Source organism: Micromonospora sp. NPDC005254, from assembly GCF_042872525.1.
GTDB lineage: Bacteria > Actinomycetota > Actinomycetes > Mycobacteriales > Micromonosporaceae > Micromonospora.
In genome coordinates this window covers 367,743-389,653 of record NZ_JBIAKM010000008.1, presented here as the reverse complement: position 1 = coordinate 389,653, position 21,911 = coordinate 367,743, and the positions used below count along the sequence as shown (strand labels likewise).

The 21,911-nt window shown below is 73.5% G+C and carries 16 protein-coding genes; 10 read left to right on the top strand and 6 right to left on the bottom strand.

Features of this window, described 5'->3' with window-relative positions; translation table 11 throughout:
• The first annotated feature begins 4 nt into the window (after positions 1–4).
• On the top strand, positions 5–1,177 hold the full coding sequence (ispG, locus tag ACFYPR_RS25070; protein WP_130408231.1) for a flavodoxin-dependent (E)-4-hydroxy-3-methylbut-2-enyl-diphosphate synthase: 1,173 nt from the start codon (positions 5–7) through the stop codon (positions 1,175–1,177).
• Positions 1,178–1,253: 76 nt separating this feature from the next.
• On the opposite strand, the gene ACFYPR_RS25065 is transcribed toward ispG, so the two are convergent.
• Positions 1,254–1,841, bottom strand: a complete 588-nt coding sequence (locus ACFYPR_RS25065) for a PadR family transcriptional regulator (RefSeq protein ID WP_139586621.1) — start codon at positions 1,839–1,841, stop codon at positions 1,254–1,256.
• 112 nt (positions 1,842–1,953) lie between these two features.
• Here ACFYPR_RS25065 and ACFYPR_RS25060 point away from each other — a divergent pair, with 112 nt between their 5' ends.
• Positions 1,954–3,177 (top strand): MFS transporter, encoded by a 1,224-nt coding sequence (locus ACFYPR_RS25060; RefSeq protein ID WP_387262742.1) that lies wholly within the window; start codon positions 1,954–1,956, stop codon positions 3,175–3,177.
• A 57-nt stretch (positions 3,178–3,234) separates the two neighbouring features.
• A complete protein-coding gene (locus tag ACFYPR_RS25055) occupies positions 3,235–4,074 on the top strand; it encodes a GNAT family N-acetyltransferase (protein ID WP_354863316.1) in 840 nt (279 codons plus the stop codon).
• A gap of 70 nt (positions 4,075–4,144) precedes the next feature.
• Here ACFYPR_RS25055 and ACFYPR_RS25050 read toward each other — a convergent pair whose 3' ends face one another.
• Complete coding sequence (locus tag ACFYPR_RS25050; protein WP_387262739.1) at positions 4,145–4,708, bottom strand: hypothetical protein; 564 nt, start codon at positions 4,706–4,708, stop codon at positions 4,145–4,147.
• A gap of 858 nt (positions 4,709–5,566) precedes the next feature.
• Here ACFYPR_RS25050 and ACFYPR_RS25045 point away from each other — a divergent pair.
• From ACFYPR_RS25045 to ACFYPR_RS25030, 4 genes are all read left to right on the top strand, one after another.
• Positions 5,567–6,502: an ATP-binding cassette domain-containing protein gene (locus tag ACFYPR_RS25045; protein WP_387262736.1), complete on the top strand. Its 936-nt coding sequence runs from the start codon at positions 5,567–5,569 to the stop codon at positions 6,500–6,502.
• On the top strand, positions 6,499–8,733 hold the full coding sequence (locus ACFYPR_RS25040) for a YhgE/Pip family protein (protein ID WP_387262734.1): 2,235 nt from the start codon (positions 6,499–6,501) through the stop codon (positions 8,731–8,733). Before ACFYPR_RS25045 ends, ACFYPR_RS25040 begins: the two co-directional genes overlap by 4 nt.
• A 10-nt stretch (positions 8,734–8,743) precedes the next feature.
• Entirely contained in the window at positions 8,744–9,337 is a 594-nt protein-coding gene (locus ACFYPR_RS25035) for a TetR/AcrR family transcriptional regulator (protein WP_354857591.1), read from the top strand.
• A 95-nt stretch (positions 9,338–9,432) separates the two neighbouring features.
• On the top strand, positions 9,433–13,014 hold the full coding sequence (locus ACFYPR_RS25030; protein ID WP_387262732.1) for an ATP-binding cassette domain-containing protein: 3,582 nt from the start codon (positions 9,433–9,435) through the stop codon (positions 13,012–13,014).
• Between the two features lie 155 nt (positions 13,015–13,169).
• On the opposite strand, the gene ACFYPR_RS25025 is transcribed toward ACFYPR_RS25030, so the two are convergent.
• The 4 genes from ACFYPR_RS25025 to ACFYPR_RS25010 all read right to left on the bottom strand — a co-directional run bounded on the left by ACFYPR_RS25025 (position 13,170) and on the right by ACFYPR_RS25010 (position 17,417).
• Entirely contained in the window at positions 13,170–14,234 is a 1,065-nt protein-coding gene (locus ACFYPR_RS25025) for an NADH:flavin oxidoreductase/NADH oxidase (RefSeq protein WP_387262729.1), read from the bottom strand.
• Between the two features lie 66 nt (positions 14,235–14,300).
• A complete protein-coding gene (locus ACFYPR_RS25020; RefSeq protein ID WP_354857680.1) occupies positions 14,301–15,593 on the bottom strand; it encodes a dicarboxylate/amino acid:cation symporter in 1,293 nt (430 codons plus the stop codon).
• Positions 15,594–15,790: 197 nt separating this feature from the next.
• Complete coding sequence (locus tag ACFYPR_RS25015) at positions 15,791–16,459, bottom strand: DUF998 domain-containing protein (RefSeq protein WP_387262726.1); 669 nt, start codon at positions 16,457–16,459, stop codon at positions 15,791–15,793.
• Positions 16,452–17,417 (bottom strand): glutathione S-transferase family protein, encoded by a 966-nt coding sequence (locus ACFYPR_RS25010; protein WP_387262723.1) that lies wholly within the window; start codon positions 17,415–17,417, stop codon positions 16,452–16,454. Before ACFYPR_RS25010 ends, ACFYPR_RS25015 begins: the two co-directional genes overlap by 8 nt.
• A 107-nt stretch (positions 17,418–17,524) precedes the next feature.
• On the opposite strand from ACFYPR_RS25010, the gene pcaF reads away from it, so the two are divergent.
• The 3 genes from pcaF (at position 17,525) to ACFYPR_RS24995 (ending at position 21,865) form a co-directional block, all read left to right on the top strand.
• Positions 17,525–18,730 (top strand): 3-oxoadipyl-CoA thiolase, encoded by a 1,206-nt coding sequence (pcaF, locus tag ACFYPR_RS25005; protein ID WP_387262721.1) that lies wholly within the window; start codon positions 17,525–17,527, stop codon positions 18,728–18,730.
• A gap of 154 nt (positions 18,731–18,884) precedes the next feature.
• Complete coding sequence (locus ACFYPR_RS25000; RefSeq protein WP_354857605.1) at positions 18,885–19,697, top strand: SAM-dependent methyltransferase; 813 nt, start codon at positions 18,885–18,887, stop codon at positions 19,695–19,697.
• A 5-nt stretch (positions 19,698–19,702) separates the two neighbouring features.
• Positions 19,703–21,865: a putative bifunctional diguanylate cyclase/phosphodiesterase gene (locus ACFYPR_RS24995; protein ID WP_387262719.1), complete on the top strand. Its 2,163-nt coding sequence runs from the start codon at positions 19,703–19,705 to the stop codon at positions 21,863–21,865.
• Positions 21,866–21,911: the final 46 nt, after the last annotated feature.

The window sequence follows — 21,911 nt, the reverse complement described above, 5'->3', positions numbered from 1 at the left end:
TGAAGTGACCGCTATCAGTCTCGGTATGCCCGCCGTGCCGCCCCCGCCGCTCGCTCCCCGCCGGGCCAGCCGCCAGATCATGGTCGGTTCGGTGCCCGTCGGCGGCGGTGCGCCGGTGTCCGTGCAGTCGATGACCACGACCCTCACCTCCGACGTCAACGCGACCCTGCAGCAGATCGCCGAGCTGACCGCGTCCGGCTGCCAGATCGTCCGGGTGGCGGTGCCGTCCCAGGACGACGTCGAGGCGCTGCCCGCGATCGCCAAGAAGTCGCAGATCCCGGTGATCGCCGACATCCACTTCCAGCCCAAGTACGTCTTCGCCGCGATCGACGCGGGCTGCGCGGCGGTCCGGGTCAACCCGGGCAACATCCGCCAGTTCGACGACAAGGTCAAGGAGATCGCTCGTGCCGCGGGGGATGCGGGGGTGCCGATCCGGATCGGCGTCAACGCGGGCTCGCTGGACAAGCGCCTGCTGAGCAAGTACGGCAAGGCCACCGCCGAGGCGCTCGTCGAGTCGGCGCTGTGGGAGTGCTCGCTGTTCGAGGAGCACGGCTTCCGCGACATCAAGATCTCGGTCAAGCACAACGACCCGGTCGTGATGATCCGCGCGTACCGGCAGCTCGCCGAGCAGTGCGACTACCCGCTGCACCTCGGCGTCACCGAGGCCGGGCCGGCCTTCCAGGGCACCATCAAGTCGGCGGTGGCGTTCGGCGCCCTGCTCGCCGAGGGGATCGGCGACACGATCCGGGTGTCGCTGTCCGCCCCGCCGGTCGAGGAGATCAAGGTCGGCAACCAGATCCTGGAGTCGCTGGGCCTGCGCGAGCGCGGTCTGGAGATCGTCTCCTGCCCGTCCTGCGGGCGGGCCCAGGTGGACGTCTACAAGCTCGCCGAGGAGGTCACCGCCGGCCTGGAGGGGCTGCCGGTGCCGCTGCGGGTCGCCGTGATGGGCTGCGTCGTGAACGGCCCGGGCGAGGCCCGCGAGGCCGACCTCGGGGTCGCCTCCGGCAACGGCAAGGGCCAGATCTTCGTCAAGGGCCAGGTCGTCAAGACGGTGCCCGAGGCGCAGATCGTGGAGACGCTGATCGAGGAGGCGCTGCGCATCGCCGACGAGATGGGCGCCGAGCTTCCTGAGGAGCTGCGCGGGCTGGTCACCGGCCCGACCGTCACCGTGCACTGATCTCTGCTGCCTGCCGAAGAGCGGCCGCCTCCCCTCGGGGAGACGGCCGCTCTTCTCGTACGGGCGCTGTCGCCTGTCACTCGGATTCGGCGAGGATCGCGTACAGCTTGCGCCGGGTCTCGTCGAGCACCTGGGCGGCCCGCTCACGCTGGTCGTCGGTGCCGTTCATCATCACCTGGCGCAGGGCGTTCATCGCCTGCGCGCCGGAGTCGCGGATGTCGTGCCAACTGCTCACGGTGCCCTGGGCGACGTCCGCCCACGCCGGGGTCTGCGCGGCCGCGGTGGCCTCCGCCTGCCCGGCCTCGGTGACCGTGAACCGCTTGCGCCCACCGCTGGACTCCTCGGTGCTGGCGGCGATCACACCCTCGTCCTCCAGGAGCTGAAGGGTGGGGTAGATCGAACCCGGGCTGGGCCGCCAGGCGCCGCCGGTGCGGGAGTCGATCTCCTGGATCATCTCGTAGCCGTGCATCGGCCGCTCGGTGAGCAGGGCCAACACCGCGCCACGGACGTTGGGGCGTCGACCCCTGCCCCGTCCGCGACCGCGTCCGCCCCACGGGCCGCCGTGTTCGTGGCCGTGACCATGCGGGCCGGGCGGGACCGGCGGGAAGCCGAACCCCCGCATCCGGGCCTCGTGCATCGGGTGGTGCTGTCGATGGAACCTCATGAGGTTCTTCCTCTCTGCGTACTGTCGCTGATGCATCAACGATATATCGGCAATGCATCGCTGACAAGCTCCTATCTGCAAACCGTACGTACGTCTTGTTAAAGTGTCCGGCATGCGCCTGCTCCCACCGCCCGGTCCGGCCCGGATCCTCACCCTCAGCACCCTGATCAAGACCGTCGGGCGGGGCCTGTGGCTGGTCGCCAGCGCGCTCTTCCTCACCCGCTCGGTCGGCCTCTCGGCCACCCAGGTGGGTGTCGGGCTGACCATCTCGGCGCTCGTCGGCGTGCTCGCCAGCGCACCGAGCGGCTACCTGGCCGATCGCGTCGGGCCGCGCGGCGCACAGGTCGGCGGGCTGATCGCGGCCGGCGTCCTGATCGCCGGCCTGATCGCCGTCCGATCGTTTCCCGCCTTCCTGCTGGTCGGCGCCGCCACGGCGCTCGCCGACGCGGTCGACCGCGGCGCCCGGGGAGCGCTCATCGCCGGCGCGATCCCGGCCGACCAGCGGGTGCACACCCGCGCCTACCTGCGGGCCACCACCAACGTCGGGATCTCCGTCGGCGCCGTCCTGGGCGGCTTCGCCATCGCGGCCGACACTCGCGCCGGCTACCTCGCGCTGATCCTGACCACGGCGGCGGCGTCGCTGGCCGCAGCGGCGATCTCCGTCCGGCTGCCCACCGTCGCACCCGTCGCCGCCCCGACGCGAGGACCCCGGCTGGTCGCCCTACGGGACCGCCCGTTCCTCGCCTTCACCCTGCTCGACGGACTGATGTCCATGCACTTCAGCCTGCTCACTCTCGCTCTGCCGTTGTGGATCGCCGGGCACACCACCGCACCGGCCTGGATGATCTCGGTGTTGACGCTTGTCAACACCGCGCTGGTGGTGCTCCTGCAGGTACGCGCGGCACGCAGCGCCGTCACCCTGCCGGGGGCCGCCCGCGCGTCCCGCCGGGCGGGGGTCGTCATCGCCCTGGCCTGCGTACTGTTCGCCGCCAGCGGCGCGCTGCCCACACCGGGCGCCATCGGCCTGCTCTGCTGCGGGTCGCTGGCGCACGTGATCGGGGAGCTGTGGCACTCCGCCGCCGGATGGGGGATCTCCTTCGGGCTGGCGCCCGCCGACGCGCAGGGGCAGTACCAGGGGACGTACGGCATGGGTTACGAGCTGGGCAAGATGCTCGCGCCCGTCGTGGTGACCAGCCTCGCCCTCGGTTGGGGCGTACCGGGATGGCTCGCGCTGGGTGGGCTGTTCCTCCTGCTCGGTGCCCTGGTGCCCCCGGTCGTCCGGTGGGCCGGCCGGACCCGTCCGACCAGCCCGGTCGCCGAGCCGATGACCGTGTGACGGCGGGCTCGCCACTCGGCCGGCGGGGCGGGGGGTCGATCTGGCAGGCTGGTAGTCGTGCTGACGGTGCCGGTACGGCAACTGGGGGAATCGGAGCGCCGCGCGGTCGAGCGCCTGCTCGACCGTGACCCGTTCGCGGGCGCGCAGGTCGCGGAGCGCATCGCCGCGCGCGGGCTCTCCTGGTGGCGCGCCGAAGGGCGGATCCTGGGGTACGGCGCCCGGCGCAACCTCGAATCGCTGTGCTGGCTCGGTGGCAACCTGACGCCGGTGCTCGCCACCGACGCCGCCGTGTCCGCCTTCGCCGACCTGCTCGCGGGGGAGGAGCGGCTCTGCTCCTCCATCGTCGGCCGTGCCGACGCCGTCCTCGGCCTCTGGGACCGGCTCTCCGACACGTGGGGCCCGGCCCGCGACGTCCGGCCCAACCAGCCGCTGCTGGCCACCGACACACTGCCGGCCGTACCGGCCGATCCAGAGGTACGCCGCGTCCGCTCCGGCGAGGTCGACAGGCTCTTTCCGGCGGCGGTCGCCATGTACACCGAGGAGGTCGGTGTCTCCCCGCTCGCCGAGGACGCAGGCCGCAGCTACCGCCGCAGGGTCAACGACCTGGTCCGCGCCGGCCGCGCGTACGCCCGGTTCGTCGACGGCAAGGTCGTGTTCAAGGCCGAGCTGGCCGTGGTGACCAAACGGACCGCCCAGGTCCAGGGCGTCTGGGTCGCACCGGAGTGGCGGGGCCGCGGCATCGCGGCCGCCGCGATGGCCGCCGTCGTACGCGACGCGTTGCTCCGGGTCGCCCCCACGGTCAGCCTGTACGTCAACGACTTCAACCTGCCGGCTCGTCGGGTGTACGAGCGCTGCGGCTTCCAACCGGTCGGCACACTCGCCACCGTCTTGTTCTGACCCGAGCCGGGGCTGGGCATGCCAATGGCCGGCACCCCGGGTTCGGGGTGCCGGCCATTGGTTCGTGCGGTCAGCTGTTCCAGTGCTGGGTGACCAGGTCGGTGGCCTGCTGCTCCCACTGGGCGTAGGCGTCCGGGTACGCGGAGACCTGCACGGTCTGCGCAGCCTGGGTCAGCGGCATGTCCTGCCAGCCGTCGACCTGCTTGAGGCCCTTGAGGAACGCGGTGGTGGAGTACTCGGGGTCGGTGATCTGCTCCGGCGTGCCCCAACCACTGGACGGACGCTGCTGGAACAGACCCAGCGAGTCGTGGTCGTTCATGTCGCCGAGGTGGCCGAGGTTGTCCAGCTTCGACTCCTGCAGGCTCGTCGCGATGGAGATGACCGCGGCGCGTTCGGGCAGGCCGGCCTTCTTCGTGGCGGCGATGATCGCCTTGGCGTTGGCGGTCTGCTCGCCGTTCAGGCTGATGTGCGACTGGTTGCCCTGCGGCTTCGACACTGCCGTCTGCACGGCGGCCGCGACGGGCTTGGCGTCGGTGGCGGGGTTGGCGTGGGCGGCGATCGGGCCGGCGAAGACACCGCCGGCGAACGCGAGACCAGCAACGGACAGCATGCTCTTACGGAAGATCGTGTTCATGGGAGTAGCTCCTTCAGGGGTAGGAACACCACACGCCACCACACGGGGGTGGGTGACGCGGGTGTGAGCACCTCGTCGGGCGCTGCACAAAAAAGGGGGGAAAGTTTGGGGGCGGCCTGCGAGCCGGGGCTCGCGGCGCGGCGGCCTGCGAGCGGGGGGCTCGTGGCGCCGGGACGGTGTGTAACGACCGTCGGGCCGGGGGATTCCCGGGGCGGCCCGCGAGTGGGGCTCGTGGCGCCGGGACCGTGTGTAACGACCGTCGGGCCGGGGTCATTCCCGGGACCTCACCGGGGCCGAATAGCGGACCCGGGGGCGAGCCCACGGTCGTTCCGGGGTCTGCAACGACCCGGCCCGGCCGGCCATTCCCCCGCCGGTTGAGCGGGCACGGTGGCCGTGGTCCTGCGATCGTCAGGGTATGTAACGACCCCCGGCCCGCCACGATTCCGCCTCACGGATGCGACCGGTCACACCCCGACACCGCCCGGAAGCGGACATCTCACCCCCGACGGCCGCCGGGAAGCGGACATCCCGCCCCGACGGCCGCCCGGAAGCGGACATCTCACCACGGCGGCCTCCGGGAACGGTCATCTCGCCCGTTCGACGCGATGGACACGGTCGACGGGGTGCGTCCGGGCGGTGATCGACTCGGGATCGCCGATGTCGGGGTGTCCGGGGCGGGTTGATACCCCGACATCGCCGACCTCGTGTTGATCAAGCCGGAGCGGCGGAGCGGGCCCGGTGGCACGCATCCACGCTCCCGTGATGACCGGGATCACGCGTCCCAGGCGGGCGCGAACCCGACGACCACGCCTATGCTGGGTCATGTTTTTAGACTGACCAGTCAGTACAGTGATCGGGGTGGGCGTCGTGGTGGTCGAGGCGAGGGGTCTTGGCCTCCGTACCTCTCGAGGGTGGGTTTTTCGGGATGTCGACCTTGCGGTCAACGCGGGTGAGCTGCACGCGATCGTCGGGGCGCCCGGTAGCGGACGGACCTCTCTGCTCCTCGCCCTGGCGAACCGCTTCCCCACGAGCGAAGGCCAGGTGGAGCTCCGTGCGGCCGCGGCGCTCGGTCAGGTGGCCGGGGTGCACGAGCCCGACCCGGAGTTGACGGTCGCCGAGCACATCTCGGAACGACTGTCGCTGCTCGGGCGGCGAGCTGACCGTGCCGGGCCGACGGCCCTTCGTCCCGGTGCGGCAGACGAGCTCCCGGCAGACGAGCTTGCCGACGCCGAAGCCGAAGCCGAAGCCGAAGACGAAGTCGAAGTCGAAGTCGAAGTCGAAGTCGAAGGCCAAGCCGGAGGCCAAGCCGAAGCCGAAGGCCAAGTCGAAGGCCAAGCCGGAGGCGGAGGCGGGCCCGACCGACGGTCGACGGGCCGTCGAGGGTTTTTCGGGTACGGCACGGTGGGCGGTCGACCGACTGGACGGCGCGGGTCGCCCAGGCAGGGCCGGCGGGACGCGGTCGCCGCGGTGATCACGGGTGCCGGACTGGGTACCGACGTCCCGCTCGACCCGGCCAGCCGAGGACGGGACCTGACCCCGGTGCAGCGCCAGATACTCGGGCTGGTGCTCGCCACTCTCGCGGGGCCGGGGTTGATCCTCGCCGACGACATCGACGCGGGTACGGACGGCGCGGACCGCGCCCTGCTCTGGGACCTTCTCGGTCGGCTGACCGACCGGGGCATCGCGGTGGTGGTGACCGCCCGCGAGGTGGAACCGCATTCGCCGTCGATCGTGCACCGACTGGGCCCACGAGTAACCGCTGCTGCCGACCAGGACACCGAGGTGAACCGATGAGTGTTGTCCGACTGGCCTGGTTCGAGTTGCGCCGGATGACCCGGGGCCGGCTGCCGCGCGCCGCGCTGGCCGTGCTGACCGTCGTGCCGCTGCTGTACGGGGCGCTCTACCTCTACGCCTTCTGGGATCCGTACGGAAAGATGGACCGGATTCCGGTCGCCCTGGTGAACGCCGACCGGCCGGCGACGGCCAGCGACGGGTCGGTGGTGCACGCCGGGCAGGACCTGACCGACGAGCTGATCGACCGCCGGGTGTTCGGCTGGCAGGTCACCGATGCCGAGGACGCCGACGCGGGGTTGCGCAGCGGCCGGTACCACCTGGTGTTCTCCATTCCGGCGGACTTCTCGGCCACGCTCGCCGCGAGCCCCGAGCCCGGCCAGCCGGCCCATCGGGGCGAGCTGAAGGTGGTCAACGACGACGCCACCAACTACCTGTCGGGTCTGCTCGCCCGTTCGGCGTTCAGCGAGATCCGGGCCGCTGCGGCGGAGAGCGCCGCGTCCGGTTACTTCGCCCGGATGCTGGTGGGCTTCACCGATGCCAAGGCCGAGACGGGTCGGGCCGCCGACGGCGCCGGTCAGCTCGCCGACGGGCTGGGCAGCTCCGAGGCGGGCGCGGGTCGGATCGCCGACGGGTTGGACAGCTCGGCCGACGGTGCCGGGCAGGTCGCCGACGGGTTGGACAGCTCCGCCGCCGGGGCGGGCCGGCTCTCCGCCGGCCTGGACGCGAGCGCGCGGGGCGCCGACGAGTTGGCCACCGGGCTGGATCAACTGCGGACCGGCGCCGCGCAGCTCGCCGACGGCACCGCGCGGGCCGCGACGGCGACCCGCGCGGTGGCCAGCAGGGTGGACGGTGCGGCCGCGAGGATCGAGCCGGTCCTGCGGGAGAACGCCGAGCGGATCGAGCGGTCGGCGACGGCCATCGCCGACGGGGCGCAGGCGCTCGCCGACGGCCTGGATGCTCTGCCGCAGCGTGCGCAGAAGGCCCAGGCCCAGGCCCAGGTGGTGCGCGATCGGCTCGACGCCCTGGTTGCCGCGCACCCGGAGTTGGCCGACGATCCGGACGTCGTCGCCGCAAGGGCGGCCGCGGTGGCCGGAGTCGAGGCGGCGCGGGCGGTCGTCGATGGTCTCGATCAGGCCGACCTGACCGCGCTGCGCGAGCGGATGAGCGCGGTGGCCGCCACGGCGCGGCAGATCGCCGCCGCGGCGCCGCACCTGGCCGACGACGTGGCCGCCGCACGTGGCAAGGTCGACGAGCTGGCGGCCGGGCTGGGCACCCTCGCCGACGGCAGCGCCGAGCTGCGCGACGGTCTCGGCGACGCGGCGACCGGGGCCGATCAGCTGCGCGGCGGGCTGTTCCGCCTGGCCACCGGGGCCCGCGAGCTGGACGGCGGGCTCGACCGGCTCAGCGCCGGCGGCGACCGGCTCGCCGACGGCCTGATCCGGCTGGAGAGCGGCGCCGGCGAGTTGGCCTCCGGGCTGACCCGGCTGGGCGGCGGGGCCGGCGACCTCGCCGACGGCCTGGCCGACGGCGAGAAGAAGATTCCGGGGTACGACGACGCGGACGCCCGCTCCGGCGTCCTCGGCGATCCGGTGTCACTGGACCGCTCGGCCCGCCACCCGGCCGGCTCGTACGGGGTCGGCTTCGCGCCGTACTTCCTCGGTCTGGCGCTCTGGGTCGGCGCGATGATCACGTACATGCTGCTGCGGCCGGTCAACCGGCGGCACGTCATGTCCGGCGCACCCGCCTGGCGGGTCGCGCTGGCCGGTTTTCTGCCCGCCGCGGCGGTCGGGCTGGCCCAGGCCGGTGTGCTCTTCACCGTGGTGACACTGGTGTTGGGGCTGGACCCGGTGCACCCCGCCGCGACGCTGGGTCTGCTGGCGCTGGTCTCGCTCGCCTTCACCGCGATCATGCAGTGGCTGGGCGCCCAGCTCGGCCCCGCCGGGCGGCTCGCCGCGCTGGCCCTGCTGATGCTCCAGCTCACGTCCTCGGGCGGCACCTACCCGGTCCAGACCTCGCCCGGCTTCTTCCAGGCGATCCACCCCTGGTTGCCGATGAGCTACGTGGTGGCGGGGCTGCGGCACACCATCAACGGCGGCCCGGCCAGCCCGGTGGTGACGGCGGCGCTCGTGCTGCTCGGCTTCGCGGTGGCGGCGCTGGCCCTGACCACCGGCGCGGCCCGTCGCTCACGCCGGCTCACCCCGGCGAAGCTGCACCCCGAGCTGACCATGTGAGGATGGGCCGGTGACGGACGGACGGTCGAGGCGGCGGGAGGACACGCGTCAGCGGCTCTTCGTCGCCGCGGTGGACCTCATCGCCGAGCGCGGTTTCTCCGCGACCACGGTGGACGACATCGCGGCCCGGGCCGGTGTCGCGAAGGGCACGGTCTACTACAACTTCGAGTCCAAGACGGTGCTCTTCGAGGAGTTGTTGCGCCACGGCATCGGCCTGCTCACCGCCGAGTTCCGGGCGGCGGTCGCCGGGCAGCCGCCGCGCGCCGCGCTGGCGGCCCTGGTCCGCGCCGAACTGGAGTACATCCGCCGGTACCGGGCCTTCGCCCAACTGCTGCTGTCGGAGATGTGGCGGACCAACCGGGAGTGGCAGCAGACGTTGCGGCTGTTGCGCGGCGAGGCGATCGCGGTGATCGCCGAGACCGTGCGGGCCGGGGTGGACAGCGGGGACCTGCCGGCCGATCTGGACGTGCCCACCGCCTCCTCGGCGCTGTTCGGGGTGGGCCTGGTGGTGGCCGTGGACTGGCTGGTGTTCCAGCCCGACCGGCCCATCGCCGACGTGCAGGAGGCGCTGCTCGGCATCGTGCGCCGGGTCGCTCAGACCTGACCGCAAGTCCTGCTCAGGGCGGGTAAATCGGTTGAGTCGACGGGGCTGCTGCCGGCACGCTGGGTGTTCCGCCACCCACGTCCGGAGGAACTCCGATGCGCCTGCTCCGTGATCTGTGGGGCACCTCGCCGCGCCGTCTGACGCTCGTGGCCGTCCTGATCGTGCTCGGCGGCGCCGGTCAGGCGGGCGCGTCGGCGCTCGCCGGCGCGGTGCTGGTACACCGGTCGACGAGCTCCTTCGCGGTCCTGGCCGCGGCGCTGGCCGCCGTGGTGCTCAGCGATCTCGTGGTGAGCCTGTTGATGGCCGGGCTCACCGCCGACTGGTCCGCGGACGTCCGTCGGCGGCTCTGCCGGGTCGCGCTCGGGCAGGACCTGCCGAGCCTCGAGACCACGCCGGTGGGCGAGCTGCTCGACCGCATCGACGGGGACGTCTACCAGGTGGCGTCGGCGGTACGTAACCAGGGCTCGCGCCTCGCCCAGGGGCTCTGCGTCGGCCTGCTGTCGATGGTGGTGGCGCTGGCCGTGTGGTGGCCGGCCGGGATAGCGATGCTGCTGCTCACGGTGCTGCTGGGGGTGGGGCTGCGCCGGCCCACGGCGCGGATCGGCCCCGCTCGGATGGTCGAGGAGGAGGCCTGGTCGGACCTGGCCGCCGTGATGGAGGAGGCGGTGCACGGTCAGGACGACGTGCGGACCAGCCTGGCCCAGCCGTACGTGCTGCGGCTGTACGCCCGGCGGGCCGCCGCCGTGCTGTCCCGCGGCCACCGGGTCTGGGTGCTGTCCGCCCGGGTGGCGACGGTCGCCACCGCGACGATCCGGGCCGGCGTCGGCGTGGTGGTGCTCGGCGGCGCCTGGGCCCTGGCCACCGACCGGGTCGACGCCGCCCGGCTCACCGCGATCTGGCTGCTCGCCCTGGCCTTCGGGGCCACCGCCGAACACGTCAGCCGGATGGTGCCCGAGCTACAGGAGGCCCTCGGCGCGTGGGCCCGGGTGCAGTTGCTCCAGAAGGCCCGGCAGGAGCCGGTCGGCGGGGCCAGTCCGGCCGAGGGTGACCTGCGCATCCGGGACCTGACGTTCGGATACGAGGTGAGCGGCCCGGAGAGCGGGCGGGGTCCGGCCCTGCGCGGGCTCAGCCTGACCTTCGCGCGCGGCCGGTCGTACGCCCTGATCGGGCGGACCGGGTCGGGTAAGTCGACCCTGGCGAAGGTGCTCACCAGGGCCGTGGACGTGCCGTCGGGCACCGTGTTCCTCGGCGGCACCGACCTGTGTGACCTCGACGTCGAAGAGCTGCGCCGCTGGGTGGCGCTGGTGCCGCAGCGCACCGAGATCCTGGCCGGCACGCTCGCCGAGAACGTCGCGCTCTACGACCCGGAGCTGCTCGACGCCGCCGCCCGGGCGTTGGACGAGCTGGGCCTGGCCGGCTGGATCGCCGAGCTGCCCGACGGGCTCGCGACCCGGCTGGGGGAGGGCGGGCACGTGCTCTCCGCCGGCCAGGAGCAGTTGGTGGCGTTCGCCCGGATCCTGGTGCGCGATCCGCACGTGGTGATCCTGGACGAGGCCACCGCGCGGCTGGACCCGGTGACCGAGGCGCGGGTGCAGCGGGCCACCGAACGGCTGCTGCGCGACCGGATCGGCATCGTCATCGCCCACCGGCTCTCCTCGGTGCGTCGCTGCGACGAGGTGGTGGTGCTGGCCGACGGCGCGGTGGTCGAGGCCGGCCCCCTGGAGACGTCGACGCGCTTCGCCGAGCTGCTGGCGACCAGTCACGCCGCCGTGTACGCCGGCGGGGCGTCGGCGTTCCGGTCCGGCGGCGGCACCGACCTGCTGACCGGCCCGCAGACCGCCAGCACCGACCTGTTGACCGGTTCGCAGACCGCCAGCGCCGACCTGTTGACCGGCTCCGAGACCGCCGGCACCCGACCGGGCGCTGGTCCGGTCGGACCGGCCGTGACGGGTGAGCCGGGCCCGGCGGTGCGGGCCGAGCCGCCGCCGTTGCCACCGACCCCGCCGGCCCGCACGTTCCGGGAGATCATCCGGCTCTGCACCAACGACCCCCGGTACGGCGCGGCGGCGATCGCGCTGTTCCTCGGGCTCAGCCTGCTCGGGCTGGACGGCCCGCTGCTGCCGTGGCTCTGGGCCGACCTGGTCGACGGGACCGGCAACCCGTACCTGCCGGCGCTGGGCATCGTGGCCGGGCTGCTGGTCACCCTGCCGCTGCCGTACTACACCCACGTCTGGTTCCCCCACTGGTGGGTGCGGCAGATGCTGCGGATCGGCCTGCGTCTGGTGCACGGCCAGACCGGCCCGCGCCGGGTCAGCTCGCACACCCCGGCCGAGGTCGTGGCGCAGGGCGGTGACACCGAGCGCGTGGTGCAACTCGCCGACAACGTGCTCGACCAGTCCGTCGCGCTGGTCCTGGTGGTCGCCATGACGGCGGTCACCGGCAGCGTCGTACCGGGGCTGTTCTTCCTCGGCACGATGGTCGTCTCCGGGCTGGCCGCGACGCTGTTCGGTCCGAAGCTGGAGCGTGCCGCCCGGGCGACCGTGACGGCGCGGGCGGCGTTCGCCACCGCCCTGGTCTCGGCGCTCTCCGCGGCGCGGACGGTGAAGCTCGCCGGCGCCACGGCGGCGGTGCTGCGTCACCTCGCCGTCCTGGACGCGCTGCGCAGTGACCGGCAGCGACGGGAGATCTCCGTGCAGGTGTGGTCGCGGTCGACGCCGTCGGTGGCCAGTGGCCTGCTGCCGATCGGCGCGTGGGCCCTCTACCTGGGCGGCGAGCTGTCGGCCGGCGCGGTGCTGGTGGCGGTCTCCACGCTGGGCGCGGCCCGGTGGTTCGCCTGGACCACCGCGTCGTTGATCTCCCAGCTGCCGTCGGCGCGGGTGTGGACCCGCCGGACGGTGGCGATGACTGGCGTGGGCGCGTACACGGCGGCGGTGCCGGCGGTCGACCTGGCCGCCGGGACCGCGCCCGCGCCGACGTCGCCGCCCCGGCACCCGCTGTGCCGGTTGGAGCTGCGCCGCTTCTCGGTGGTGCACTCCGACGGCACGGTCGCCGTCCGGGACGTGGACCTGACGGTGCAGCGCGGGCAGTTGGTGCTGGTCGTGGGGCCGGTCGGGTCGGGCAAATCCTCGCTGCTGCGGGCGCTGGCCGGCATCGTGCACCACACCGGCGAGCTGTCGTGGAACGGCGACCCGGTCACCGAGCCCGAGCTGTTCCTGCGCCCCAACCAGGTCGGCTACGTCGGCCAGTTGCCCCGGGTGCTCTCCGGCACGGTGGCCGACAACATCGCGCTCGGCCACCAGGTGGACGCGGCCGGCGCGGTCAGCACCGCCCAGCTCGACCACGACCTGGCCGCCGCCGGCGGTGGGCTGGGTCTGCTCATCGGGCACAAGGGCACCCGGCTCTCCGGCGGCCAGCTACAGCGGCTGGCGCTGGCGCGGGCGCTGGCACCGCGTACCGAACTGCTGGTCGCCGACGACGTGTCGTCGGCGCTGGACGTCACCACCGAGCTGGCGCTGTGGCGGGCGCTGCGGGCGCACGGGGTGACCGTGGTCGGATCGACCGCGAAGCGTGCCGCGCTGGTCCGCGCCGACCACGTGGTGGTGTTGCACACCGGGGCGGTGGCGGCGCAGGGCACCTGGCGGGAGCTGGAGGGCGACTGGTCGCACCTGGCCGGCTGACGGTCGGGGGGGGGGGGGGCCCCCGCCCCCCCCCCCCCCCCCCCGCCCCCCCCGGGGGGGGGGGGGGGGGGGCGGGGCGCGGGGGGGGGGGGGGCCGGCGGGGCGCCGCGGCCGCCCCCCCCCCCCCCCCCCCCCCCCCCCCCCGGCGGAAATCCTCAGGCGCGGGCGTACTGGGCGGGTCCGCTGTACGCGACGCCGAGCTTCGCGGCGGCGCGGCGCGGCCAGTACGGGTCGCGCAGCAGTTCCCGGCCGAGCAGCACCAGGTCGGCCTCGCCGTTGGCGACGATCTCCTCGGCGTGCTCCGGCTCGACGATCAGGCCGACCGCGCCGGTCGGCACGCCCGCCTCGCGGCGAATCTGGGCGGCCAGCGGCACCTGGTAGCCGGGGCCGAGCGGGATGCGCTGGTCCGGGCTGACGCCGCCGGAGGAGGCGTCGACCAGGTCGACGCCGACGCCGGCCAGCTCACCGGCGAGCACCACGCTGTCCTCGACGGTCCAGCCGCCCTCGACCCAGTCGGTGGCGGAGATCCGGGTGAGCACCGGCACGCTCTCGCCGACCGCGGCGCGCACGGCGCGGGCGACCTCCAGGGTGAGCCGCATCCGGGCGGCCCGATCGCCGCCGTACGCGTCGGTGCGGTGGTTGGTCAGCGGCGACAGGAACTCGTTGAGCAGGTAACCGTGCGCGGCGTGGATCTCCACGGCGGCGAAGCCGGCGGCGAGGGCCCGCTCGGCGCCTGCGGCGAACGCCTCGACCACCCTGGCGATGCCCGCCGCGTCGAGGGCGGTCGGCGTCCGGTAGCCGGGCGTGAACGGCTCGGACCCGGGGGCGACGGGCGTCCAGCCGCCCTCGGCGTCCGGCACTCCGCCGCGCTCCGGCGCCCACGGCCGGTAGGTGGAGGCCTTGAAACCGGCGTGCGCGAGCTGGACGGCCGGCACCGCACCGTGGGCGGCGACGAACTCGGTGATCGGTCGCCAGGCGTCCACGTGCGCGTCGGACCACAACCCGGTGTCCTGCGGGGTGATCCGACCCTCGGGGAGTACGGCGGTCGCCTCGGTCAGCACCAGCCCGGCCCCGCCGACCGCGCGGCTGCCGAGGTGGATGAGGTGCCAGTCGGTGGGCAGGCCGTCCGGGCCGGCCGAGTACTGGCACATCGGCGCCATGGCGATCCGGTTGGGCAGGGTGACCCCGCGCAGGGCCAGGGGAGTGAACAGGGAACTCATCAGGTCATCCTCTCCGAAACGGCGACGGGCCCCGGGTAGAGGGGCCCGTCGTCGTGCAGTGACTTGTCAGGCAGGGACGGGGCTGAGCTCGGGCCGGGTGTCGGCGACCGGCTCCGGGTCGACGAGATCCCGGCGGCCCGCGGACTCGTACGCGGCCCGGTCGAGGGTGCCCTCACGGGCAGCGACCACGGTCGGCACGAGCGCCTGCCCGGCCACGTTGGTGGCGGTACGGATCATGTCCAGGATCGGGTCGATGGCCAGCAGCAGGCCGGCGCCGGCCAGCGGCAGACCCAGCGTGCTCAGGGTGAGGGTGAGCATCACGATCGCCCCGGTCAGGCCGGCGGTGGCCGCCGAGCCGACCACCGAGACGAACGCGATGAGCAGGTAGTCGGTGACGCCGAGGTGCACGCCGAACACCTGCGCCACGAAGATCGCGGCGAGGGCCGGGTAGATCGCGGCGCAGCCGTCCATCTTCGTGGTGGCGCCGAACGGCACCGCGAACGAGGCGTACTCGCGCGGGACGCCGAGCCGCTCGACGGAGCGCTGGGTCACCGGCATGGTGCCCACCGACGAGCGGGACACGAAGGCCAGCTCGATCGCGGGCCAGGCGCCGGCGAAGAAGCGCAGCGGGTTGAGCCGGCCGGCGAGGATCAGCACCAGCGGGTAGACCACGAACAGCACGATGGCGCAGCCGACGTAGACGGCGGTGGTGAACTTCGCGAGGGGTGCCAGCAGGTCCCAGCCGTACGAGGCGACGGCGTTGCCGATCAGGCCGAGGGTGCCGATCGGGGCGAGTCGGATGACCCACCACAGGGCCTTCTGCACGATTTCCAGCAGCGAGCGGTTCAGCGCCACGAAGGGCTCGGCGGCGTCGCCGACCAGCAGGGCCGCGGCACCCACCACGAGGGCGAGGAAGACGATCTGGAGGACGTTGCCCTCGACGAACGCGCCGACCGGGTTGGTGGGCACGATGCCGGTGAGGAAGTCCGTCCAGGAGCCGGTGTTCTTGGGCGGGGTCGCGCCACCCAGGTCGAGGCTCACGCCGCGGCCCGGGTTGACGAGCAGGCCGAGGCCGATGCCGATGCTCACCGCGATCAGTGCGGTGATGCCGAACCACATCAGGGTCTTCAGCGCGAGCCGGGCGGCGTTGGCCACGCCGCGCAGGCTGACCACGCTGACCACGATGGCGGTGAAGACCAGCGGCGGCACGGCCAGCTTGAGGAGCTGGATGAAGAGGCTGCCGACGGTGTGCAGGGTGCTGGTCAGCCAGCTCAGGTCGTTGCTGCGGGCCAGGAAGCCGAGCGCGACGCCGAGCACGAGGCCGAGAAGGATCTGCACGGAGAACGGAATTTTGCGCAGGCCGAAGGGCATGAAGTGTCCAATTGTCTGTTCTGGTCGGGGTAGGCGCGAGGAGGGCGGCTACGCCGGACAGATGCCGCTGGCCTGCAGTCGGAGATCGACATACAGGCGAACAGTGAGGCCCCAGACATTGGTCATCGCTCGCCGACAGTACGCCGATCAGCGCGATCTGCAAGGAACGGTGGCCGTGACGCTCCTTACAAGCCCCGCTCGCGGCGGGCCAGGGCCAGGGCCGTGCCGGTGGCCACGCCCCACAGCACCGCGAGCCCGAGAACCAGCCGCTCCACCACGCCGACCAGGGCGCCCCGGCCGACCACGAGCATGGCCAGGCCGACCGTCGCGCACAGCGGCAGGGCGAGCACGGCCGTGCCGGCCGCCAACCGGCGGACCACCGGCCCGGCCGGCCCGGACACGGCCAGCGCGACCATGGCGAGGACCACCGCCGCCGTCGCCGCGATGCTCGCGCCCCCGTGCACCAGGTCGGCCACCGTGGTCCGCTCGAACGGCGGCAGTGGGCAGCCGGCGGAGCAGGTCACCGCCCCGGACACCGCGGTGAGCACCGCGCCGGTGGCGAGCAGCGCCGGCGCCACCCGCACCCCGGGAGGCAGCGCCGCGGCGATCAGCAGCAACGCGCCGGCCAGGGCGAGGACCCCGATCCGGTACGTCACGGCGTGCGCGCTGCCAGCGATGCCCGCCTCGCTCACGTACCCGGTGAGACCGGGACCGGGACCGGCGACGACCGCGACCGTCACCGCGACCGCGCCGGCTACCGCGCAGCCGGCGGCGGCGGACCCGGCGACCCGGCGGGCGACGTCCCCGCGGGCGGCGGGTGCCGTCGCGGTGCCGGCCCGCCCCGGCTCAGCCACGCCCGTGCGGCGTCGTCCAACCGGACTCGTCGGGCCCCAGCGGCACGATGCCGGTCGGGTTGATCTCCCGGTGGGTGCCGTAGTAGTGCCGCTTGATGTGGTCGAAGTCCACCGTCTCGCCGAAGCCCGGGGTCTGGAACAGGTCCCGGGCGTACGCCCAGAGCACCGGCATCTCGGTCAGCTTGCTGCGGTTGCACTTGAAGTGCCCGTGGTACGCGGCGTCGAAGCGCACCAGCGTGGTGAACAGCCGCACGTCGGCCTCGGTGATCGCGTCTCCCATCAGGTAGCGCTGCCCGGCCAGGCGTTCGGACAGCGCGTCCAGTCGGGCGAAGAGCGCCCGGAACGCCTCGTCGTACGCCTCCTGCGAGGTGGCGAACCCGCACCGGTAGACGCCGTTGTTGACGTCGTGGTGGATCTCGGCCATCAGCGCGTCCATCTCCGGGCGCAGCGCGACCGGGTACAGGTCCGGGGCGTCGGGGGCGTGCAGCGACCGCCACTCGGTGGAGAAGTCGAGGGTGAGCTGCGGGTAGTCGTTGGTGACCACCCGGCCGGTCAGCGTGTCGACAAGCGCCGGCACGGTCACCCGGCCGGTGTAGTCCTCGTCGGTGGCCAGGTACGCCTCGGAGAGGAAGCTGACACCGAGGACCGGGTCGAAGCCGTCCGGGTCGAGGGCGAACGCCCAGCCCCGCTCGTCCCGGATCGGGTCGACGGTGCCCAGCGAGATCGCGTCGTCCAGCCCGAGCAGGCCGCGCACGATCCTCGCCCGGTGCGCCCACGGGCACGCGCGGCACCAGATCAGCCGGTACCGGCCGGCCTCCAGTGGCCAGCGGTCCTGCTCGTCCGGGCCGCCACCCGGCGGGGAGGTCGAGTGGGGGGTGACCCGACCGGTGAAGCGGTTGGGCTGGCGGACGAAAGCGCCACCACGGCTGGTCTCTGCGCTGAACTGGGCCCGGGCCATGCCGCCAACCTATCCGCTGGGAGCGTGGATATCCTGGCGGCTGGGGAGTCCCCCGCGACCCGGTGGACGCCCGCACCCCCGCCCTTCCCACCCCCGAAGGACTCGCGATGACCGTGGCATACCTGGTGGCCGGTGTCCGTACCCCCATCGGCCGGTACGCCGGCGCGCTGGCCGGCGTCCGCCCCGACGACCTGGCCGCACACGTGATCCGCGAGCTGGTCGCCCGGCACCCGTCGGTGGACTGGGCCCGCGTCGACGACGTCGTGCTCGGCTGCGCCAACCAGGCCGGCGAGGACAACCGCAACGTGGCCCGCATGGCGGCGCTGCTCGCCGGCCTGCCCGAGGAGGTGCCGGGCAGCACCGTCAACCGGCTCTGCGGCTCCGGTCTGGACGCCCTCGCCATCGCCGCCCGGTCCATCGTGGCCGGCGAGGCGGACCTGGTGGTCGCCGGTGGGGTGGAGAGCATGAGCCGGGCGCCGTTCGTCGTGCCGAAGGCGACCTCGGCGTACTCCCGCTCGGCCGAGATGTATGACACGACCCTGGGCTGGCGGCTGGTCAACCCGCTGATGCGTGACGGCTGGGGGGTCGACTCGATGCCGGAGACGGCGGAGAACGTGGCCGCCGAGTACGGCGTCGACCGGGCCGAGCAGGACGCCTTCGCGTACCGCTCGCAGCAGCGCGCCGCCAAGGCGCAGGCCGACGGCCGGTTCGCCGAGGAGATCGTGCCAGTGTCCGTGCCGGCCGGTCGCCGGGAGACCCGACTGGTCGAGGTCGACGAGCACCCCCGGGAGACGTCGCTGGAGAAGCTGGCCGCGCTGCCCACCCCGTTCCGCGACGGCGGCACGGTGACCGCCGGCAACTCCTCGGGCGTCAACGACGGCGCGGTCGCGCTGCTGGTGGCCAGTGAAGCGGCGGTGCAGCGGTACGGCCTCACCCCGCTGGCCAGCATCGCTGGCGCGGCGACGGCAGGCGTACCGCCGCGGATCATGGGAATCGGCCCGGTGCCGGCCACCCGCAAGCTGCTCGACCGGGTCGGCGTGGAGCTGGGCGCGGTGGACGTCATCGAGTTGAACGAGGCGTTCGCCGCGCAGTCCGTGGCGGTGCTGCGCGAGTTGGGGTTGCCGGTCGACGCCGAGCACGTCAACCCGAACGGTGGCGCGATCGCGCTCGGGCATCCGCTGGGCGCCAGCGGCGCGCGGCTGGCGCTGACCGCCGCCCTGGAGCTGCGCCATCGCGGCGGCCGCCGGGCCCTCGCCACCATGTGCATCGGCGTCGGGCAGGGCATCTCGCTGCTGCTGGAGTCGGCCGCCTGAGCGCGGAAAGTTACGTGAAGGGATCTGCCGTACGTGGGAGTTGTCGGCCTAGAGTGGTCCACACCACACGACCCGCGGGGTCGGCCGGCGGTCGCGCGCGCTCGTCGACGCCGGTGCCGCCTCGCGCCGCGGCGACGAACTGGGGAGCACACTGATGCCGGACGCACTGCCGACCGAGATTGACCTGACCAGGCCGAGCGCGGCCCGGGTGTACGACTATTTCCTGGGCGGGGCGCACAACTTCGAGGTCGACCGGCAGTTGGCCGAGCAGATCGCCAGCATGACCCCGAATCTCGCCGCCACCATGCGCTCCGGTCGGGAGTTCCTGCGCCGAGCCGTCCGGGTGCTGCTCGACGCCGGCATCGACCAGTTCCTCGACATCGGCTCCGGCATTCCGACAGTGGGCAACGTGCACGAGGTGGCCCAGGCGGCCAACCCCAAGGCCCGGGTGGTCTACGTCGACATCGACCCGGTCGCCGTCGCGCACAGCCGTGAGCTGCTCGCCGGCAATGACCTGACCGGGGTGATCCACGCCGACCTGCGCGAGCCGGAGCGCATCCTTGCCGAGACCCGGCGGCTCGGGCTGATCGACTTCAGTCGACCGATGGGCATCCTGCTGGCCGGGGTGGTGCACTTCATCCCGGACGCCGACGGTCCCGAGGAGATCCTGTCCACCCTGCGGGCCGCCGCCGCGCCCGGCAGCTTCCTGGTCATCTCGCACTCGACCTTCGAGGACCAGCCGCAGGAGATGCTGGACGCCCAGCGCCTCTCCGCCCGGACGGCCACCGAGATCACCCTGCGCTCCCGCGCGCAGGTCACCGGCTTCTTCGGCGACTGGACGGTGCTCGAACCGGGCGTGGTGCACATGCCACTGTGGCGTCCCGACTCGCCGGCCGACGTGGATGAGCACCCGGAGCGGTTCGGCGCCTTCGGGGGCGCGGCCCGGTACGACCAGCCCGCCGGCTGATCGCAGTGGCCGCCGTCCCGGACCCCACCGGGGTCGACGTCGGCCGGGGCGGCGCCCAGGGCTACGCCGCCGACTGGGCCCGCGCCGTACGCCGCATCGGTTTCGTGCCGCTCAGCGCGGCCGAGACCGAGCGGCTGCTGCTGCTGCACACCGTCCGGCTGGCCCAGGTGGTGCGGGCCGAGCCGTTCAGCACCCGTCCCGCCGAGGAGGTCGGGCGGGCGCTGGTGGAGGCGCACCTGACCGAGCCGCGGGCGTTGGAGTGGTCGCTGCGCGCGCTCGGCGACGACTTCCCCGATCGGGTCCTGGCGTCCGGCGACCGGCCGGCCGACCTGGGCGAGCGGATCGCGGCGGTGCAGGGCGGGTTGGCCGCCGGGTTCGCCCGCGCGCTGCGCGACCGCACCTTCACCCAGCAGGAGCGCATCGCCCGCTCGGCCTGGCAGGCCCGCGACGAGGTCGAGCAGGCGCTGCGGGACAGTGAGGCGCGGTTCCGGGCGGTCTTCACCGGCGCGGCGATCGGGATCGGCATCGCCGGGGTGGATGGCCAGATCATCGACGTCAACACGGCGTTCGCCGACATGCTCGGCTACTCGATCGAAGAGCTGTGCGAGATGAACGTGGCGCAGCTGTTCCACGCCGACGACGCCGCCGGCATGTGGGAGCTGTACCAGGAGCTGATCGAGGGCAAGCAGGACTCGGTCCGGGTGGAGAAGCGCTACCACCGCAAGGACGGCAGCGTCGTCTGGACGGACCTGGCCGTCTCGTTGATCCGGTACGACGACGGGCGACCCCGGTTCACCGTCGCCATGATCGAGGACATCACCGAGCGGTACGAACTCCAGCAGCGGCTGCGTTTCCAGGCGCTGCACGACCCGCTGACCGGGCTGCCCAACCGGACCCTGTTCTTCGAGACGCTGGGCCGGGTCTTCGACACCGCCGGGCCCGGTCAACGGGTCGGGGTGTGCTTCCTCGACCTGGACGGCTTCAAGGCGATCAACGACAGCCTCGGCCACGACCTCGGCGACCGGCTGTTGGTGGCGATCGGCCGGCGGCTCGCCGAGTGCGTGGCCGACCACGGCCACCTGGTCGCCCGGATGGGCGGCGACGAGTTCGTCATCCTGGTCGACGGCGGCGACGACGTCGATGACGCGGTGGCCGTGGCGGAGTCCGCGCTTGCCGCCGTCGCCGCCCCGGTGCATCTCGGCGACCAGCAGTTGGCGGTCTCCGCCAGCGTGGGCATCGTGGACTGCCCGGCTGCGGAGACCACCGCCTCGGAGCTGATGAAGGCCGCCGACACGACGCTCTACTGGGCCAAGGCGGCCGGCCGCGGCCGGTGGGCGGTGTACGACCCGGAGCGCAGCGCCCGCGACCTCGCCCGGTCGGCCCTGGTCGCCGGGCTGCCGGCCGCGCTGGACCGGGGCGAGTTCGTGCTGCACTACCAGCCGATCGTGTCGCTGCTGGAGGGCACGATGCTCGCGGTGGAGGCGCTGGTCCGCTGGGAGCACCCGGAGCTGGGCCTGATCGGCCCGGACCGGTTCATCGGCCTCGCCGAGGAGACCGGCCTGATCGTCCGGCTCGGCGAGTGGGTGCTGCGGCGGGCCTGCCACGACGCCGAACGCTGGCGGCGGGAGTTCCCCGAGGCCCGGCTGGTGGTCAGCGTCAACCTGGCCGCCCGGCAGGCCGACGACCCGGCGATCGTCGCCACGGTGGCGGACGCGTTGGCCACCAGCGGCCTGCCGGCGGAGCTGTTGCAACTGGAGTTGACCGAGAGCGCCGTGATGGGTAGCGCCGGCGAGCCGCTGCGCAGCCTGCACCGACTCGCGGCGCTGGGCGTCCGGCTGGCGGTCGACGACTTCGGCACCGGGTACTCCAACCTCGCGTACCTGCGGCGGCTGCCGATCCACTGCCTGAAGCTGGCCGGCCCGTTCGTCGAGGGCATCCGCGCCGACGGGACGGACGCGGTGGCGGACCACCGCGACGAGCGGATCGTCGACGCGTTGGTCCGGTTGGCGCACGCGCTGGAGCTGTGGGTCACCGCCGAGGCGGTGGAGACCCCGGTGCAGGCCGAGCGGCTGCGAGCGCTGCGCTGCGACACCGGGCAGGGGCGGTACTTCGGCGCACCGTCGCCGGCCGAGGAGATCACCGCCCGGCTGCGGCGGGCGACGGCGTGAGCGGTGGATCGGGCCGGTCCCGATGGTGGCGACGGAAGGCGACGGT